Source organism: candidate division Zixibacteria bacterium HGW-Zixibacteria-1 (genome assembly GCA_002838945.1).
GTDB lineage: Bacteria > Zixibacteria > MSB-5A5 > GN15 > PGXB01 > PGXB01.
The window spans coordinates 1-18,377 of the sequence record PGXB01000046.1 but is presented as its reverse complement, the minus strand read 5'-3'; the positions used below and the strand labels follow the sequence as shown (position 1 = coordinate 18,377).

The 18,377-nt window shown below is 49.9% G+C and carries 20 protein-coding genes; 6 read left to right on the top strand and 14 right to left on the bottom strand.

Features of this window, described 5'->3' with window-relative positions:
- Positions 1-204: 204 nt before the first annotated feature.
- Positions 205-1,464, top strand: coding sequence for a hypothetical protein (locus CVT49_14100; GenBank protein PKK82365.1), 1,260 nt, complete (start codon positions 205-207; stop codon positions 1,462-1,464).
- Between the two features lie 42 nt (positions 1,465-1,506).
- Here the strand turns inward: CVT49_14100 and CVT49_14095 are convergent, their stop codons facing one another.
- Positions 1,507-1,854 (bottom strand): ribose-5-phosphate isomerase, encoded by a 348-nt coding sequence (locus tag CVT49_14095; protein ID PKK82364.1) that lies wholly within the window; start codon positions 1,852-1,854, stop codon positions 1,507-1,509.
- Here CVT49_14095 and CVT49_14090 point away from each other — a divergent pair.
- Complete coding sequence (locus CVT49_14090; protein PKK82363.1) at positions 1,834-2,016, top strand: hypothetical protein; 183 nt, start codon at positions 1,834-1,836, stop codon at positions 2,014-2,016. The genes CVT49_14095 and CVT49_14090 overlap by 21 nt on opposite strands.
- A 278-nt stretch (positions 2,017-2,294) precedes the next feature.
- Here CVT49_14090 and CVT49_14085 read toward each other — a convergent pair whose 3' ends face one another.
- The 12 genes from CVT49_14085 to CVT49_14030 all read right to left on the bottom strand — a co-directional run bounded on the left by CVT49_14085 (position 2,295) and on the right by CVT49_14030 (position 10,087).
- A complete protein-coding gene (locus CVT49_14085) occupies positions 2,295-2,540 on the bottom strand; it encodes a hypothetical protein (GenBank protein ID PKK82362.1) in 246 nt (81 codons plus the stop codon).
- Positions 2,541-2,902: 362 nt separating this feature from the next.
- Positions 2,903-3,295 carry an ATPase gene (locus tag CVT49_14080; GenBank protein PKK82361.1) on the bottom strand — a complete coding sequence of 131 codons (393 nt, stop codon included), beginning with the start codon at positions 3,293-3,295 and terminating at the stop codon, positions 2,903-2,905.
- Between the two features lie 19 nt (positions 3,296-3,314).
- Positions 3,315-4,253, bottom strand: coding sequence for a (4Fe-4S)-binding protein (locus CVT49_14075; protein PKK82360.1), 939 nt, complete (start codon positions 4,251-4,253; stop codon positions 3,315-3,317).
- Entirely contained in the window at positions 4,228-5,100 is an 873-nt protein-coding gene (locus tag CVT49_14070) for a (4Fe-4S)-binding protein (protein PKK82359.1), read from the bottom strand. Before CVT49_14070 ends, CVT49_14075 begins: the two co-directional genes overlap by 26 nt.
- 16 nt (positions 5,101-5,116) lie before the next feature.
- Positions 5,117-5,299: a hypothetical protein gene (locus tag CVT49_14065; GenBank protein PKK82358.1), complete on the bottom strand. Its 183-nt coding sequence runs from the start codon at positions 5,297-5,299 to the stop codon at positions 5,117-5,119.
- Positions 5,299-5,682 carry a hypothetical protein gene (locus CVT49_14060; protein PKK82357.1) on the bottom strand — a complete coding sequence of 128 codons (384 nt, stop codon included), beginning with the start codon at positions 5,680-5,682 and terminating at the stop codon, positions 5,299-5,301. Before CVT49_14060 ends, CVT49_14065 begins: the two co-directional genes overlap by 1 nt.
- 44 nt (positions 5,683-5,726) lie before the next feature.
- Complete coding sequence (locus tag CVT49_14055; protein PKK82356.1) at positions 5,727-6,008, bottom strand: hypothetical protein; 282 nt, start codon at positions 6,006-6,008, stop codon at positions 5,727-5,729.
- A 25-nt stretch (positions 6,009-6,033) separates the two neighbouring features.
- Positions 6,034-6,396: a dinitrogenase iron-molybdenum cofactor biosynthesis protein gene (locus tag CVT49_14050; GenBank protein PKK82355.1), complete on the bottom strand. Its 363-nt coding sequence runs from the start codon at positions 6,394-6,396 to the stop codon at positions 6,034-6,036.
- A 9-nt stretch (positions 6,397-6,405) separates the two neighbouring features.
- Positions 6,406-6,816 (bottom strand): hypothetical protein, encoded by a 411-nt coding sequence (locus tag CVT49_14045; protein ID PKK82354.1) that lies wholly within the window; start codon positions 6,814-6,816, stop codon positions 6,406-6,408.
- A gap of 179 nt (positions 6,817-6,995) precedes the next feature.
- A complete protein-coding gene (locus tag CVT49_14040; protein PKK82378.1) occupies positions 6,996-8,327 on the bottom strand; it encodes a Fis family transcriptional regulator in 1,332 nt (443 codons plus the stop codon).
- A gap of 239 nt (positions 8,328-8,566) precedes the next feature.
- The gene (locus CVT49_14035; GenBank protein PKK82353.1) at positions 8,567-9,310 is read right to left on the bottom strand and encodes a hypothetical protein; all 744 of its coding nucleotides are present in this window, start codon (positions 9,308-9,310) and stop codon (positions 8,567-8,569) included.
- 84 nt (positions 9,311-9,394) lie between these two features.
- On the bottom strand, positions 9,395-10,087 hold the full coding sequence (locus CVT49_14030; GenBank protein PKK82352.1) for a hypothetical protein: 693 nt from the start codon (positions 10,085-10,087) through the stop codon (positions 9,395-9,397).
- Positions 10,088-10,372: 285 nt separating this feature from the next.
- Between CVT49_14030 and CVT49_14025 the strand changes: the two genes are divergently transcribed.
- Positions 10,373-11,254, top strand: a complete 882-nt coding sequence (locus CVT49_14025; GenBank protein PKK82351.1) for a hypothetical protein — start codon at positions 10,373-10,375, stop codon at positions 11,252-11,254.
- 7 nt (positions 11,255-11,261) lie between these two features.
- Here the strand turns inward: CVT49_14025 and CVT49_14020 are convergent, their stop codons facing one another.
- A complete protein-coding gene (locus tag CVT49_14020; GenBank protein ID PKK82350.1) occupies positions 11,262-13,592 on the bottom strand; it encodes a hypothetical protein in 2,331 nt (776 codons plus the stop codon).
- Positions 13,593-13,834: 242 nt separating this feature from the next.
- On the opposite strand from CVT49_14020, the gene CVT49_14015 reads away from it, so the two are divergent.
- From CVT49_14015 to CVT49_14005, 3 genes are all read left to right on the top strand, one after another.
- Complete coding sequence (locus CVT49_14015; GenBank protein PKK82349.1) at positions 13,835-14,521, top strand: sulfurtransferase TusE; 687 nt, start codon at positions 13,835-13,837, stop codon at positions 14,519-14,521.
- A 96-nt stretch (positions 14,522-14,617) separates the two neighbouring features.
- On the top strand, positions 14,618-16,753 hold the full coding sequence (locus tag CVT49_14010) for an RNA-binding transcriptional accessory protein (protein ID PKK82348.1): 2,136 nt from the start codon (positions 14,618-14,620) through the stop codon (positions 16,751-16,753).
- 222 nt (positions 16,754-16,975) lie between these two features.
- On the top strand, positions 16,976-18,136 hold the full coding sequence (locus CVT49_14005) for an IS481 family transposase (protein PKK82347.1): 1,161 nt from the start codon (positions 16,976-16,978) through the stop codon (positions 18,134-18,136).
- Positions 18,137-18,377: the final 241 nt, after the last annotated feature.

Sequence of the window (18,377 nt, the reverse complement as noted above, 5' to 3'; positions counted from 1 at the left end):
CATTTTAAGCAACTTGTGACAACTTGTCAAGAAGCTGATTATCATATTTTTTGAAAAAAAACGAGAATATTATCGTAATATTCTATATAGCAATGGCTTATCTTATCTTGACTACGCTTTCAAGTAATTAATATGTAAGAATTCATGATTCCGGGAAGCTAATATAGTAAAATAGATTATATTATACATTAGAGAGGAGGCCCTATGAAAAAAACATTCTTATTCTTGTCAATCGGCTTATGCCTTGGCACATTCATGGCAATTTTTGCCCAGGAAGAAAGTGCCGGAATCACCCGGCCCGCGGTAAAAATCACCGACCATATTTATAAAATAACCGGCGACGACCAATTCGAAGTCAATATCACCATTTCGGTCGGCCCTGATGGTATCCTGCTGGTCGATGCCGGGACCGCCGCCATCGGCGAAAAGCTTGTCAATATTATTGACAGCCTTTTTGACGGCCTGGTCAGGTATATTATTAATACCCATGCTCACAACGATCATACCGGCGGCAATAAATATTTCAAGGATGAGGCAACCATTGTTGCCCACAGTAACGTCAGAGAGCGCATGTCGGGGAAATATTTCGCCCTGCCGCCGCTTCCTCAGGATGGGATGCCCGACACCACTTTCGACAGCGATTTTACCCTTAATTTCAATGGTGAAGAAATTCAAGTGAAACACTTTCCGACCAGTCATACCGATAATGATGCGGTTGTTTATTTCACCAAGTCAAAGGTCGCCTGTATGGGGGATTTATTGTTTTCCGATAATTTCCCGTATGTCGATGTTCCCGGCGGCGGCAATGTTGATGGATTTTATACTTCCGTCGGTCAAGTAATTGAATGGCTGCCGGAAGATGTCGTACTCATTTCAGGCCACAGGCGCAATTACAATCTCGATGAACTGCGCAAGTATCACGATATGCTCGGAACGACGATTGATATCGTCCGCAAACAGATGGCGAAAGGTAAGAGTCTCGATGAAATTGTTCAGGCTAAGGTTCTTAGCGAATGGGATGCCTGGGGCACATGGTACATTATCAATGCCGATAACTGGATACGGTGGATATTTGCAAGCCTCTCGCAAACATCGGCTCCGGCCATAGTCTCGATATGCAGGCCGTTGACCGAGACAATCACGCAAAAGGGCGTTGAAGAAGCGGCCAAGCAATATCGCGACCTGAAGGCGAATCATGCCGCTGAGTATAATTTCGATGAAAACGAGTTGAATGTTCTGGGTTATCAATTGATGGCCCGCGACATGATTGATGCCGCGATTGGGATTTTCAAACTCAATATCGAAGCTTACCCCGAATCGGCCAACACCTATGACAGTATGGGCGAGGCCTATATGAATAAGGGCGACAAGGAGCTGGCCATTAAGAATTACGAAAAATCACTCGAGCTCAATCCGGAAAACGACAATGCCAAATGGGCCCTGGAGAAACTTCGCGGCGAGTAAGGCGAGCCTGATATCAGCGGGATCATGCCGCCCGACATTTTCCTAATTCGACCAGACCGTGTACCCCCGGCGGCGGAACTTCTCGGTAAGTTTCTTTTCGAGTTTCATGGCCCGCTCGCGGCTCCTGATCGGATTGTAATCTTCATACATCTCCGGCAGAAGGCAGACACCCCAGCGGCGGACCTTGCGCGAGTACAGCGGAAAACCTTTTTTGGATCTGCAGCCGGTGATATGCTCTTCATAGCGCGCTTCGGGGGATTTCGATGTGTACCCGATATAGATACACGGTTTGTCGGCATCCATTTCCGGGTTGGCCTCGCGGGCGGCCCGGGTCAGGGCAAAACCCTCATCGAGTTTTATGATATAGACATGGTACTGTCCTGCGGCCATTCCGATAAATCATCCTCCAATGATTTCATCGGCACTTCGCGCCGTCTTTACAGCGGCGGTTGTGCGGCCCGGGCAGCCTTTTTAACCATGGTATCGATTTTGGGCAAAAAAGAAGCCGGGGCTATTTTTGAAGAATTATACTGTCGGCTCGCCCCGGCATAGAAGATTGCACATATAATACGTTCCTTTTATGATTTCGTCAACTAATTTATTTTTTTATTTCAAGATTTATTCTGTTTTTTCTGCTATTGATTCTTATTTCCAACCCCTGTCCACCCAAGCGGAAAGCCCTTCCGCAGGCGGGAGCCTTCCCGACAGGTTCCGGGTGCTGCAATTGCCATGAGTCGTTGGGATCGCTCCGGCTTTATTTTTCCGCAACCGTCCCGGATAGCAAACCCCCCCATTTAATACCCAATAAGGGCTGTATTTATGAGAAAAATCTATTGTATCATAATGTCTGTTATTCTCTTACCTGAAATTGGCTTTGTTTTTGCGTTTTTAAAAAAGTGCAACATTACTTCCCCGGCAAAAAAATGCTTCGCCCCCAATATGGCATAATTGTGAGCGGCCGGGTGGCATTCCCAAACTTGTTTAGGGATGTGTTTTAAAAGCCCCGCCCCAAATAAATTTGGCGCGGCCACCCGGACGACAAATCGAATTCTTGACACACTCAAAGCCATACTCATTATAAAACCCCCCGGACGGAATTAACATCGATTTGATGTCATAATTGCGGCCTTATGCTGATTTGCAGCTACCTCACCGGATGGGTGAGGTGCCGGGTGGATGAATTGCAGAAATGAGGCTTATTGTCATAACAATCTAACCCACAGCCCGCCGAGGCGGGTGGGGCACCCAGGCTTTTTAGTAGGCTGGAGTCCCCCGCGAAACGCGGGATCTTCGACGGAGACTCCATCCCGACTAATACTAATAAAGGGGATGGCTGCGTACCATCCCCTTCGCGAACAACACTAACTGAGTGAAGCGGTTTTCGGAAAAACCACCTCAATCGATGCGTAAGGAGGTTTTGCCTAGTATCCCGTCCTTTTTATTCTGTTTTATTATGCCCGCTGCAATCATGATGCCCGCCGTGCTCAAAACCGGGCTCGCCGCACATGTTGCCCCCCGTCAATAATTGCCCCTCAAGATAATTCTTCACGATCTCTTCGGGTTTATTCACCGGGGCGCCGCAGACAACCATTATCCCGCTGCTTTCGAACAAACCGATGGCCCTGCCGCCGATCCCTCCGGCAATTACCATATTGCATCCTAACTGGCTCAACCATTGCGGGAGTACCCCCGGTTCATGCGGAGGCGGTACACATCTTTTGATTTCCATTATTCGCTTATTTTCGGTATCAACATCGATCAAAGTAAATTCCTGGCAATGGCCGAAATGCGGGCACAGGACGCCCTCTGCCGTCGGTACTGCTATTCTCATTTTTTCATCTCCATTAACTCTATTCAAGTTTTATCAGTTTATTCTCTGGCATTGGCGCGCTTTTCTTTCCGGAGAGCGTTTTGCTTTGAAGTCTCTCCCAGATTTTCCGGATCTGTTCAGAAGCATTATTATCCGAATATTCCATGATCGAAACGCCCCCCAATTGTGCCCTCGTGAATGACACATCATAAGGAATCATGCCCAGAACGTCTATCCCTTCCCGATTTGCATACTCTTCGATTTCGGCGCTAATGTTGCTATTAATATCGAACTTATTGATACAAACCCCGACCGGAATTCTGAAATGCCGCGTTAACCGCACTAACCTTTCCATATCATGAAATGCCGACATCGACGGCTCGGTGATTATGAGAACATAATCGGTGCCGGTCATTGATGCAATCACCGGACAGCCGATACCGGGGGGGCCATCGATTATGACGAGACCGATATCATTGTGTTCCGCGATTCGAGAAGCCTCCCTGCGTAAATGCGAAACCAGACGACCCGAATTGGCCTGGGCAATGCCAAGCCGCGCGTGTACCATCAAGCCGTACCTGGTTTCCGAAATATACCATTGACCGCTGATATTTTCATTGAGATCAATGGCTTTCTCCGGACAAAAATAGGTGCACACACCGCAACCTTCGCAGGTGAATTCATCAATCCAGAACTTCTCTCCAAATCGCGCCTTGACATCGGGCGCATTCCTGATGGCCCCGAACCGGCAATATTCGGTACAAATGCCGCATACCATGCATTTTTCCTGATCGATTGATGCCCTGCTGCCGCCTCTGAATTCCTGCGGCATACCGAATCTGGCATCAAGGATCAAGTGCAGATCGGCCGCATCGACATCACAATCGACCAAAATCTTTTTCTCCGCCAGGGCGGCCAGCGATGCCACCAGACTGGTCTTGCCTGTTCCCCCTTTACCGCTTAGTATTACCAGTTCCATCGGCCGCTACCCTGTCTTTTATTTTTTCATAAACTCTCAGCAGACTCTCGCCGAGGTCATTATTATGCATCGCCATCAGATCACCACGGGAATAGACTTCGGCAACATGCCGATCAAACGGAATACTGTGCAATATCTCGATCTTTTCCCCATAACAGTACTCTATGACCCGTCCGTCACCGATATCCGATCGGTTGATTATCACCCCGAAGCGCAAACCCAGCGCCCTCACCATCTCCACCGCCAGCTTTAAGTCATTCAGACCAAACGGCGTCGGCTCGGTGACAAGAATTACATAATCGGTCCCACTGATTGCTTCTATGGCAGGACAGGAGGTGCCGGGCGGAGCGTCAATAAAAGAGATCCCCAGGATTGGCATGTTCCTTTTGAGGACCCGGGTAAGAGGCGGTGAGATTGCCTCACCGACATTGAGCCGCCCTTCTATGAAACGCACCCCCTGTCCTGTACCGTCATTTATAACACCAATCGGCCGATCGACTTCTTCAATTGCCTTCTCCGGACAGAGATGGTGACAGCCGCCGCATCCGTGACACAGAGACGGAAATATCAGCACTTTATCCGCGACAACCGCGATGGCATTGAACCGGCAAACTTCAGCACACACTCCACAGAAATTGCACTTACTATAATCCACCTGCGGGATCTTTACGCTGACTTCGGTGCAGCTTTCATACGAAGGCTTGAAAAAAATATGCCCATTCGGTTCCTCGACATCACAATCGATATATGATACCGCCTGCCCCGTTTGGGCAAGCGCATAAGCCATATTCGAAGCAATCGTGGTCTTGCCGGTTCCACCTTTGCCGCTGGCAATTGATATTTGCAATCAGCCGGTCCTTTCTCTACTTCCTGGTCATCACCTGCCCGCACTTGGGGCATTTCTGATTGATGCAGGGAATACCCTGTTGATGAGGCGCCGTGGCACCGCATGCCGGGCAAATACATTCTCCACCCGGACCCAGAGCACGTCCACCGGCTCCGCCGCCACCGCCACCACCGCCGCCGCCACCGCCTCTATAAGACATCACTCGACTCCTTTGCTTGATCTTGATTTCTCTATCTCGCCGATGCGCTGGTTGACATCTTCAAGCATCTCGCCCAGATGACCGGCCTGTTCCTTCAGATAACGCAGCTCATCTTTCTCCGAAAACCTGGCCGTCGCGGCCATCGGCATCGGCTGTGGCATATCCCATCCAGAATATCCCGCGCCGCGCATCCAGCCCGGTTGACCGGTTGCATAGTACATGTGGCGGTGTCCCCGTCCCATGCCTCTCCCGCGGCCCGCTCCAAACCCGCGGCCACCTGTCGGATTCAAATATCCCGGCATATTATATCCGGCGCAAAATCCTCCACCCCGTCCGGTCATCGGACCGGCTCCCCACGGGCCTGTTCTGTCTCCACCTGGCATTTTATAGCTCCTTTCGTTATTTCCTCTGTACCAAATTGCTGTATTTAATCATCGATGATTTCAACTTCATGCGTTATGTCAATGGCTTCCGTCTTTCTTATTTTTGATTCCAGAAGCCTGTTGATCCCTTTATTGACCAGATTGCGTATGGTGCTGTTCGGTTTTTGCAAATCGCTGATAATATAGCCGAGAATGGGCGCGGCCAGCGATGCCACCCCGACGGTCCGGCCGGTTTTGGAATTCATCATTCCCCGCAATCTCCGGCGGACTCTTCCCCCTGAAGTATCCATCTGTTCCGTCTTGAATTGTCTCGGCATAATATTCACCTCTTATCTTCCTGCTCTCGGACCCTTACATCCAATGCCCTTCCACATTGGCGCTGTCGGCCGGTTTAAGCTGCCCGCTCTGGAACAACGCAATCGCCTGGGCTACGGAACCATCGGCCCGCAGCGCCGCTCTTATCCCGGCCGCCGCAAGCGTCCCGAAGGCCTTCGGACCCAGATTCCCCGAAATTACGACTGCAACATTCTGGCGTGCCACAATCTGCGCCGCCTGAATCCCGGCTCCCTGGGCCGCATTTATATTCTGATTATTGTCGATGGCTTCGAATCCCCCGGATTCCGTGTCATAAATGATAAAATACCGGGCCCGGCCAAATCTCGGATCGACATTGCTCGATAAATCCTTACCTTGTGAAGAAATCGCTATTTTCATTACATCTCCCTAATTTAATCGGCCCCTCCGCAACCCGCGGCGACGTTGACAGCGGCCGGATTGTTGCCCTCGCCCCCCAAAGCGGCAGCCGGGCAAAAAAAAATGTTCGTTTTGAAGGTTCCCATTGCAGAAGGCATTAATAATATCCCCAATTCGGCCCCGGAAAAAGGGATTGACCTCAATCCCCGAATCGGCCAGCAGAGATTCCAACTCCTGTGATATGGCGCCGCATATCAGGACCTTGATTCCCAAACTTTGCAGAAACCGAACCTTCTGAATATTATGGAGTTGGGGAATATCGAAAGTTTTTTGAGCAACCACTTTGCCATCATCGAAATCAGCTACCATTAGCTGACAGGCACTGTCCATAACGGGTGAGACCCGCTCTTGCCATACCGGAATTGCAACCTTTGCTATCATGCCTGACTAAAGGGCATGAAACATGCCAATATTTATGCTGACATTGATAATAAATCGTAAGTTATTGTAGTGTAATACAATAAATTTACTAAAAGGCGGGCTTCATGTATCAAAACAGTCTAATATTATTGCAGATATGCAACGAATTCTTAAATAATGGTTGCAATAATGAAACGGTGCTATGGGAGTTTTATGCCGAGCTTCTTGATCTTCCGCCAGAGGGTCGTCTTATGCATTCCAAGCTGGGAGGCGGTCTTCTGGCGGTTCCAATCGTTCTTGCGCAATGCCTCTACAATAAACCTGGCTTCGAGATCGACCATCGACCGTGACTCGATCGCCGGGCTCTCCTGCTCCGGCCGCAGGTTTTCCGGCAGATCATTGACCTCAATAATTCCCGAACGGCAGATCACGAAGGCATGCTCGATAATATTTTCCAGCTCACGAATATTCCCCGGAAAATCATATTGCATCAATATTGACAGCACTTCCGGCGAAATATCCGAAATTAGTTTGTTGCGAGATTTGTTGAAACGGCTGATGAAATGATCTACAAGAATCGGGATATCCTCCCGACGCTCCCTTAGGGTCGGCAATTTGATCCGGATCACATTCACCCGATAGAAAAGATCATCCCGGAATTTTCCGTTCTTGATCAGTTTTTCGAGTTCCTTATTAGTGGCCGCGATAATCCGGACATTTGTTTTGATCATGCCCGTACCTCCGAGAGGTTCATAGGTTCGTTCCTGCAGGACACGCAGCAGTCGCACCTGAAGCGCCGGCGAGATATCGCCGATCTCATCCAGAAATATACTCCCGCCTTCGGCCAGCGCAAACCGGCCCGGTTTGTCCCTGCGGGCATCGGTGAACGCCCCCGCCTTGTAACCGAAAAGTTCCGACTCCAGTAATGTATCCGGAAGCGCCCCGCAATTGACCGTCACAATCGGTTTATCTTTCCGTAATGACAAGTCATGAATGGCCCGCGCGATCAATTCTTTTCCGGTGCCGCTGGCCCCCTCGATCAGGACTGTGCTATCGCTCTCGGCGATACTGGGGAGAATATCGAAGATATCCAGCATCCGGCTGTTTTTGCTGACGATATCCTGAAAGGAATATTTTTTCTTTAGTTCGCGCTGAAGCTCTTCGAGCGTGCTGAGGTCCCGGAATGTCTCCACCCCGCCGATTATATTGCCCGCTTTATCCCGAAGCAAGGCGGTTGAAATTGAAATCGGTATCCGGCTACCCTCGGCATCGATTATATAAACCGGGCGATTGACCACTTGGCGGCCGGTTCGAAATGTTTCACGCAGGGCGCACCCTTTTTCGCAGATTGAGGCCTTAAAAACATCGCAGCATTGCTGGCCGATGGCATCCTCCCGGGCGATTCCGGTTATTTCTGACGCCGCCCTGTTGAAGGACGTGATTTTCCAGTCATTGTTGATGGTAAAAACACCATCGGCCACAGAATCCAGAATAACATCGGTGGTCTCATCTTTTCTAATCTTATCAGTCATCCAATAATATCCCATGTTAGTCGATTATTTCAAATATAGTATATAGGTTGCATTTATGCAACCATCCGGATGAATTATTTTAGCGTGGTTGGTTCAGCCTCTTTAATGCAAGTATTCGAATTTCTGCCGGCTAATTAATAAGCGACCTGGTCTGTTTTATTCCGTACACACCGGCAAGGAACGATTGTCCCGCCTGCAACGGAACTGCGGATCCTGCAATTCTCATTATTTTAGAATCCCTACAACCGCTTTCTGATTTTTCCCCAGGTTTCGGTGATGAGAAAGCTTTCGTCCATGTTGTCGATCATGCGCAGAAATTTCGGCATCGGGACGGCAAAGGTCAAAACATTCGGCGGAACATAGGGCCGCGCGGAGAGATCGAACATGCCCAGGATGGAGCGATTCCTGTTCGACTGCAGTTCGCGATAGGGATAATATATTATCTGCGAACAGCCCGCCCCGGTCGGCGTGATAACCATATTCGGATCGGTCTCGTCAAAATTGGCCAGGCCGAACAGCGCCGCAATCACATCGGGAACAGCGAAAAATATAACCGCCAGCGGCTCATCATCATTGTCGAGCATATCCCATCTTTTGAACACGATATATTCACCGGGCGCTTCAAACGAAACCTGCGACGCCATCTGTAATTTGACCATCTCGGGTGTTTTCTTGTACCGGATACCTTCGACCTCACCGGGAATACCGCATGACAGAAAATATTCGAAATTCGGCCGCGAGGCCTCTTCAAAACCGGAGTTCCGCCTTCCGCCGCCGCAGCCGATGGAAAATTTATCGAACCGGACCGATTGCCCGTGCCGGACTTTTCCCAGATCGGCGATCAGGCAGCGCCAGTCCGCCGATGGGCGGTTTGGCTCGACTTTGGTTTTGTCATCGGTGTAATAAAAGGTGATCGGCAGCTCCGCGCCCGGAAGATACTTGTTCCATCGAACAATAAATTTGTCTTTGATTTCTTCAAGCATACTGATCCCAATAAAACAATTTGATCAGTATATAATTAATAGATTTTAAAACGAGACGTCAACCGGACTTTTTGGAAGTGTTTTTCAGGGACAAACCGGGGCGGGCCCGTTTTTGTACAGGTAGTTTATCAGCCTGGCAACGTCGAGAATATTGACACTGCCGGAAGCGTCGAGATCACCCTTGCTGAGCGGATAGGGAGGCGGCCCCAGTTTATACAAATATTTTATAAGATAGGTCGCATCGAGCAGGTTTATTGCACCGTTGCTGTTGACATCACCGCAAATATCCGGCGCTTCGACCGCAACCGACAGGGCAATGTCGGTGGCAAAATAACCGGTCTGATCGCCGTAAAAGACGGTCGTATGCATCGGCATCGAGAAGAGGCCGCCCTGCGAGAAGGTCAACCTGATTGCCATGACGATACTGTCGCCGGGGTAAAGAATGTTAGAGATTGACGGAAGATTCGGGTCATCAACCACCCAGTAATAGGTGTCATAATAGCCGATCACCGAATCCTGCGAAGCGCCCGAATAAAAATGATCGATGTTGTTGCCGTTGTGCTGAATGGTGTATGATACCACATTGAACGCCGGAGGAATATTGTCTGACAAATAAAGACCGGACAACGGAAATGACTCATGGTTGACCAGCGCGCGCGTGATGATCAGGGTATCGCCAAGCTGAAAAGCGGCGCCGCTGAGATCATAGCGGCAGATGATATTATTGCCCTGCGGATAGATGTAGTCGGCCCCGGCCGTATGGCACAGGGCAAACATGCCAACTATTAAGCCAAATGTTAACTTTATGTTCCGCATCATTTCCTTTTTTTGCCCCCGGCAGGACCAATAGCGAGAAAATATTTAATCATTAATAACCCGGTCTTTTACTAAGATACGGATAATCCACGATTGAGCAAGGAAAAGTTGACAAAGATTTGAAGTCGCGGGTCACAAAAATGGTGGAATCTACTATCTTGTCCCGTATATTTCTATCATGTACTAATTTAGCGTGGAATAAATAAATTTTCGCTATTTATAGCTATTATTAATAAAGAGTATTTTATGCTATCGCGTATTATGATATCCGTGATTTTCTTTGTTATATTGGGAATTGGTGAAATCGCGGCCTTATCGACGGAGGAGAAGATGGAAAAGCCAAAGGAACAGTATTTTGTGCAATTGATCGGAACCAGGGAAGGCTGGCCGGAAAATATGACACCCGACGAAGAGGGGATTATGAACGAGCATTATTATTATCTTAAGGACCTGGTCGCACAGAAGAAAGTCATCACGGCCGGGCCGGTATTCGATCCCGTTTTTGGTTTGATAATTCTGCAGACGGATAGCAGGGATGAGGCGCTTCATATTATAAACAATGAGCCGTCGGTGGTGCAGGGGGTGCATACGTACAAAATCAGCCCGATGAGAGTTTCGCTTTTGGTCGATTACCTTTCGCCGGAACGCTATCCGAAAGAAACATCGGATAAAATCCTGAAGAAAGAAATAACCGTTCCCGCGACCATCGAACGGGTCTGGGATGCATGGACCACCTCGGAAGGCGCCGCGACATTTTTTTCCGTCCACAATAAAATCGATTTAAGATTGGGCGGGCCCTATGAGATATATTTCAACCATGAAGCGGCTTATGGTCAGCGCGGTTCCGAGGGATGCCATATCCTGAGCTACCTTCCCAAACAAATGCTGTCATTCGAATGGAATGCGCCGCCCGATTTCGGGCCGCTGCGCCGCCAGCATACGCAAATTATTTTGCAATTCGAGCCGGTCGGAACCGACAGCGTCAAAGTGACCCTGGCACAGATCGGCTGGGGAGTCGGCGCGGAATGGGAACGGCTGTATGAATATTTCGACCGGGCCTGGGGCTATGTTCTCGAAAATCTAAGGAAAAGCTTTGCGGAAACACCGTCTGACAAGCCTTCAAATTAGATAATTTCTATTGTTTGACTTTGGCCAGGACCGACTCGAACGGATTGAGGCGGATGGCCCGCGGAATTTTGGGCAGACCGGGGAGCGTGAAAGTGAACTCGGTGCCTTCGATCAGTACCCGGGCATAAACCTTATTATCCTTCTCGATTTCGATCTCCAGGGGAACGAACATTTTGAAATTTTCGCCGACTCCTTCGGTTATGACATTGCATATGGCGATATATTTGCCGCGGTCATCTTTCTCGAACCGGTAAGTCAGCGTGTATGTCGGCAGATCATTACCGAACACCCACTGATCGAAGAACCATGACATATCCATGCCGAAGTATTTTTCGGTAATCTTCCTGAAGTCGGCGGTCGAAACCGACTGGCCCTTATATGTATTGTAAAATTCGGTCATCATGCTGAAGAAGGCATCTTCCTTCATCGTTTTGAAATCGATCATCATGTTTCGCAGCATGTGCAGGCAGAAAGCGCCTTTCTCATATATGATCAGACCGTAGTCATCCGGGGTTTCCGTGCTCAGGGTGCGGTAGCCCATTGCAATCGGGCCCGACTCGCGGCCCGAGCTGAAGAGATATTTTCGAATGGAAAATATGTTGTCGCGGTACTCCCGGAGCTGTTTGAGAAACTTTTCGTTGTCGAAGGCGGCCTGGACGTACATGAGTCCGCAATATTCGGCAAAACCTTCGCTGAGCCATTGGTCATGATATGTTTCGTAATCGACACTGACGCCCCACCATTGATGCGCCACTTCATGGGCGCGGGCGGAACTGATATAGCCGGCATCATCGCTCTTGAACCACCCGGGAACGCCCAGGTGAATAAACCCGGGAAAGGCCTCGCCATGCATGGCCATGATTTCGCTGATCCGCATCGGGCCGTAGGAATATGCGCCGAAATAATCGGTAAATAATTTCATGGCGTTGATGACATCTTCGGCGACATGCTCTTCGAGGTTGCTGCCCTCGGGGTTGATGGCTCTGGAGAGGTTGCGGGCGATATCCTTGTGAAGTTCCCGGTCATAGTAAATCTCCATCAGCGGCAGGCCTTCCTCCTTGAATTCATATTTTTTCATAATTCCCAGGCTGAAAGATATATTGCGCGCCGGCTGTTCGATTTTCCACCTTGTGACCAGCGTGTCCCCGGCCGTCCGGCTACCGACCAGGAGGCCCGGTGCCGCCAGCGTCAGGTTCTTCGGTGTATGAAAGGTCGTCTCGAACATGGCGCGGTCGGTCGCGAATGTCGTCGGGTACCAGTTGGATCCCGGCGTAACATAAAGCTGTCCATCGTATTTTTTGGATGGCACCCCTCCATAAAAAAATCGGAGTCCGATCGTTTCGCCGGTTTGATAGGCGTGGTCCAGAATAATGTACAGCGGCCGCGATTTGTTGGAATCTTTCTCATACCTGACATAGGCCAGTCGCTCCGCATGCATATCGATCACGCTGTCGATCCTTATATCCGGATGCAGGAACAATTCAAGCATTTGCGCCGAAGGCGCCACCACTTCACTGGTCATTTCCACGGAGGCTGTCAGGCTGTCATGGGTATTTATGGCGGCATCGATTTTGTACTGATTGACTTTTATATCCGGCTTGGAGATGCCATTGATATCGGCATGAGTATCATCGGCATAGACCGAATAACTGCAGACAGTCTCCATAAACTCCCCGCCGCTGTGCCAGTACCAGTAATGCTTCAGGAGACGCACCTCCTCGCGCTCGAAGGGATTATAGATATAGAAAATACGGTGCGATCCGTCGGATGAAAAATTGGCGGTCAAAAACTGACTGCCGGCAGAATCAATCAGGCTGCGCAATGTCCAGAAAGCGTAATATTTGTTTTCGTCTTTCGTCAGCCACCCGAGGTCCTTTTGGGAGTTGCTTTTTTGACGGTCGGACAGGGTGCCGGTGACCGGCCTTATATGTTTGATAATTTCCTGATACAGCTCGTCGCCAAAAAGAAGGGTCACGCTTTCATAAATCCTGTCGATTGACTCCCCTTCAAAGAACCGCCTCATCTGATTTCTTTCCAGATCAAGGGCGGGCCGGTATTTTACCCGGATCACCCCGGAATAAAAACCCCCATAATATCTTTCCGTAGAATCGATAGTTACGGGCGAAAACAGAACGAACTGCCCCGAATCGAAATCCATTTCCAGGTCGATATATTGTATCACCAGATTCTCAAGGTTGTAAACCCTGGTTTCGAGGCGGGAATCATATATCTGGTTGAAGACGCTTTGAAGCTGCCCGGAGTCGGCGGCAGAAAGAAGCGAGGCGGGCAAAAATGCCGCCAGAACCAGGAGGGCTCTCTTTATGGTAACAAAGTTCATTTTTCAAACCATCGTCAGGATCAAAATCGCATAAATCAATATAGATTTCCATAACTTATCCGGCAATAAGAACCGGTCGTTTCAACATAATTTTTACGCGGAATAGTCTGCGGCGTGAGAGACGAATTGACCGGGGGCCGTATTTCGGCCCGGCCAAAAAGGACATTCTTTCAAAAATGCCATTTAAAAGTCGTTTTGGGCTTGATAAACAGAACAGAATTTATACTTTATTGACATAATGAATGGATTTGCCGAATAGTGAGAGTATGAGAGTCGGAATATTTGAATATAACGGAAAAAAATATAATGTCGGTTCCAGGGGCTTTTTGCTTGATCCCAATGAGTGGGATGAAAATTTTGCGATCGGGATGGCGCCCAGAGTGAAAATCGCGGGCGGCCTGACCGAGGCCCATTGGAAAGTTATCTATTTTATCCGAAATACCTTTGAGAAAATAAACGCCTGTCCGCTGATATATATTGCCTGTAAAAATAATCATCTCGGGCTGGGCGAATTAAAGAGGCTGTTTCCGACCGGGTATCTTCGCGGCGCCTGCAAACTGGCCGGGGTAACATATCGGGACGGCTATTTTCAGCAGTTCTGGCTCGAGGAACATATTGTGCATCATACCCGCATGTATGAGCGCAAATCATATAATACCGATGTTATGGGCTTTTTAACCGATCCGGCTGAATGGGATGAGAATTTCGCGCTGCACAAAGCTTATGACATGAAAATGCCGCATTACCTGACCGATCAACACTGGGCAATTATTTATTATCTGCGCCGTAAATGGGAAGAAGCGGCGATGGTTCCGACCGTCTTTCAGACCTGCGAGGACAACAATATCGACCTGGATATACTGGAACAACTTTTTCCCGATGGTTATCACCGGGGACTGGTCAAAATTGCCGGGCTTCAGGTAAGATAATTCAAAAACTCCGGAAAGAATGCTGGTCTCGCCAATACCTAATGTGTATATTATGATTGATTGACGCGATTTCAATACAGCTGTCACGAGGAAAATATGGAAAATGTTCATATAGCGACTATTGCCGCCGAACTTGGCCTGAACGAACAGCAGGTCAAAGCGACCGTCGCCCTGCTTGATGATGACGCCACTATCCCGTTTATTGCCCGCTATCGTAAAGAGGCCACCGGAAGTCTGGATGAAGTCGCGATTACCGCTATCAGGGACCGCATCGCCCAGCTGCGCGAGCTGGACAAACGCCGCGAAGCAATCCTGAAATCGCTCGAGGAGCGCGAGCTTCTTACCGATGAACTCAAAGAGAAAATCACTGCCGCTGCGACCATGGCGGAACTTGAGGATATCTACCTTCCTTTCCGGCCCAAACGCCGCACCCGCGCCACGATTGCCATCGAGCGCGGACTTGAACCGCTGGCGGAACTGATTTTTGCCCAGGAGAATATCGACCCGTTCAAGGAAGCGGCCGCCTTTGTCGATCCCGAGAAGCAGGTCGAAACGGTCGATGACGCTCTCGCCGGGGCGCGCGATATTATTGCCGCCTGGGTCAGCGAAGATGCCGATGCCCGCGCCAAAATGAGAAAGCTGTTTACCGAGGAGGGGATGCTTCGCTCGAAAGTGATCCTCGGGAAAGAAGCGGAAGGCAAGAAATACTCCGATTATTTCGAGTGGGAAGAATATCTGGCCGAGGCCCCGTCGCACCGCATTCTGGCCATCAGGCGCGGGGAAGAAGAAGGCTTTCTGAGCATGAGTGTTGCGCCGCCCGAAGAGGAAGCTATAGCAATATTACACGAGATGTTTATCAGCGCCGACAACGCCGCCTCCGATCAGGTCAAACTGGCCATCGAAGACGGTTACAAACGGCTGCTGGCGCCCTCGATGGAAACCGAGATACGGGCCGAGTCGAAAAAAGTCGCCGATGCCGAAGCAATTCGCGTCTTTGTGGAAAATCTGCGCGAACTGCTGATGGCGCCGCCGCTGGGGCGCAAACGGATTATGGCCCTCGATCCCGGGTTCCGTACCGGCTGCAAAGTGGTCTGTCTCGACAGCCAGGGGCAGCTGGATCATCATATCGCGGTCTATCCCCATGGAAGCGATTACCAGCGCGAAGCGGCCGCCGCCGAAATCCGGTCGCTGTGCGAAAAATTCAAAGTGCAGGTGATTGCCATCGGCAATGGTACCGCCGGGCGCGAGACGGAAGAATTCATCCGCGGAATGGCTCTTCCCGATCATATCCTGGTCGAGATGGTCAATGAATCGGGTGCCTCGATATACTCCGCTTCCGAGGTGGCCCGCGAGGAATTCGCCGATTATGATGTCACGGTCCGCGGGGCGGTCTCGATCGGGCGGAGATTGATGGATCCATTGGCCGAATTGGTGAAAATCGATCCCAAGTCGATCGGTGTCGGGCAGTACCAGCATGATGTCGAGCAGACCTGGTTGAAACAGAGTCTCGATGATACCGTCATGAGCTGTGTCAACGCGGTTGGGGTCGAGGTCAACACGGCCAGCAAGGAAATTCTGACATATATCTCCGGACTGGGGCCGCAACTGGCCCAGAATATTGTTTCTTTCCGCAACGAGAACGGGCCGTTCAAAACGCGCGATGCCTTCAAAAAAGTGCCGCGGCTGGGCCCGAAAGCATACGAGCAGGCAGCCGGATTTTTGCGGATCAACGATGCCGATAACCCGCTCGACCGCTCGGCGGTGCACCCGGAGAGCTATGGTGTCGTGAAGCAGATGGCCAAAGATCTCGGCTGTACTGTGGCCGACCTTATGGTTGATGAACATTTGCGCAAGAAAATCGTGCTCGAAAATTATATCACCGATAAAGTCGGTATCCCGACTTTGATAGATATCATGGATGAACTCGCCAAACCGGGGCGCGATCCGCGCGCCGAGTTCGAAGCTTTCAGTTTTGACAATTCGGTGCATACCATGGAGGATTTACAGCCGGGGATGACGCTTCCCGGCATCGTTACCAATGTCACCAATTTCGGGGCCTTTGTCGATATCGGGGTGCATCAGGATGGACTGGTGCATATCTCGGAACTGGCCGACAAATTTGTCAAGGACCCGGCCGAAGTTGTCAAGGTGCGGCAGAAAGTGACCGTGACGGTCCTGACCGTCGATATCGACCGCAAGCGCATCTCCCTCTCCATGCGGCAGAAGCGGTAGGAATCATATCAAGATATGCAGAATTTCGTGCGCGGCCCGCCGCGTCGGGTCCACATCTGCCCGTTATCTTGAAAAATCGTAGGGACAGGACACCCGCCCTGTCCTTTTTTATCATACGCGGACAGGGCAATGCTGTACATTATCATGACATGGTTTACATGTGTTATCATGACATAGTTTACATATTGTGGGTATATATTGATCAATCAGGAGGATCAAGATATGCCCTGGAAGAGTCGGAGTGTTATGGAAATGAGAGTGGGATTTATCTCTCGAACCGCAGGTGGTCGGGAATCGATAAGTTCTCTTTGTCGGGAATATGGGATTAGTCGTGTAACCGGTTACAAGTGGTTGGGCCGTTACCGTGCTAAGGGGAGTGTTTTTGAGGCATCGGAAGAAGGTTCTCGACGCCCCCATCGCTGTCCGACGCAGACGGAATCCTTGAAGGCGGGGCGGGTTCTGGAGTTACGCCGGGATGAGGGTTGGGGGGCTCGGAAACTACGGGAATTGTTATTGAGAGAGGGAATTGATTTGCCGGTAATAACAATCCATCGGATCTTGCGTCGGCATGGTTTGGTACCGGGGAAAGATGTTCATCGTCCGGCCACCAAGCGTTTTGAACGGGCGAATCCGAATGATTTATGGCAAATGGATTTTAAGGGGGAGTATCGCCTTGGCACAGGATATTGTTATCCTCTCAGTTTGCTTGATGATCACAGCCGTTACGCCGTGGGTTTGTATGCTTTGCCACATCAGAAGGGGGAGTCTGTTCAACGATGTCTCATTGATGTTTTTGAACGCTATGGAATTCCTTCCGCGATTCTCATGGATCATGGTGTTCCCTGGTGGGGACGGTTGAATCATCAGGGGTTGACCTGGCTGACAGTGTTTCTGATGAAACAGGGGATTGAGTTGCTTTGGAGCGGTGTCGGCCATCCGCAGACGCAGGGGAAAGTAGAACGGTTTCATCGGACTTTGAAAGCCTCCATATGGCACAAAGGCAAGCCGTATGATCTGGCCGGCTGGCAGAAGTTTTTTGACCATTTTTGCGATGTTTACAACCGCATTCGACCCCATGAAGCCCTGAATATGTCGGTTCCGGCAGATCATTATCGACCCAGTACCAAAGCCTATAACCCTTGTCCGCGAGAATGGGAATATCCGGAAGGTGCCTTGATTAAGCGATTGAATTCGCAGGGTTCGCTAGGGTATCGAAAAAAAAGATACTTTGTCAGCGAGGCTCTGGCCGGTGAACCGGTTCAGGTTGAAGAAGTCGATGAACTGCTCCTGGTTAAGTATCGTAATACCTATATCAGGGAGATTCACATTGAATCAGGTCGGACCGCTCCTCCAACCCGCCCTGGTTCTAATAAGTCAGGATAAATCTCATGTGTAAACCATGTCATGATAACAGTTGTAAACTATCTCTTGACAACAAACAACACCGCCCTGTCCTTTTTCATCGTATGCGGACAGCACACTGTGCTGTCCCTACGCTTTATATCGTCGTAGGGGCGACCCTTGCTGTATTGTATCAGGAGATTGATTACAGAATGTATCAGGACATATGTTACAGTATAGGGTATTTTCCTTCTTTAGATGAGGAGGAATGTCATGCCCTGGG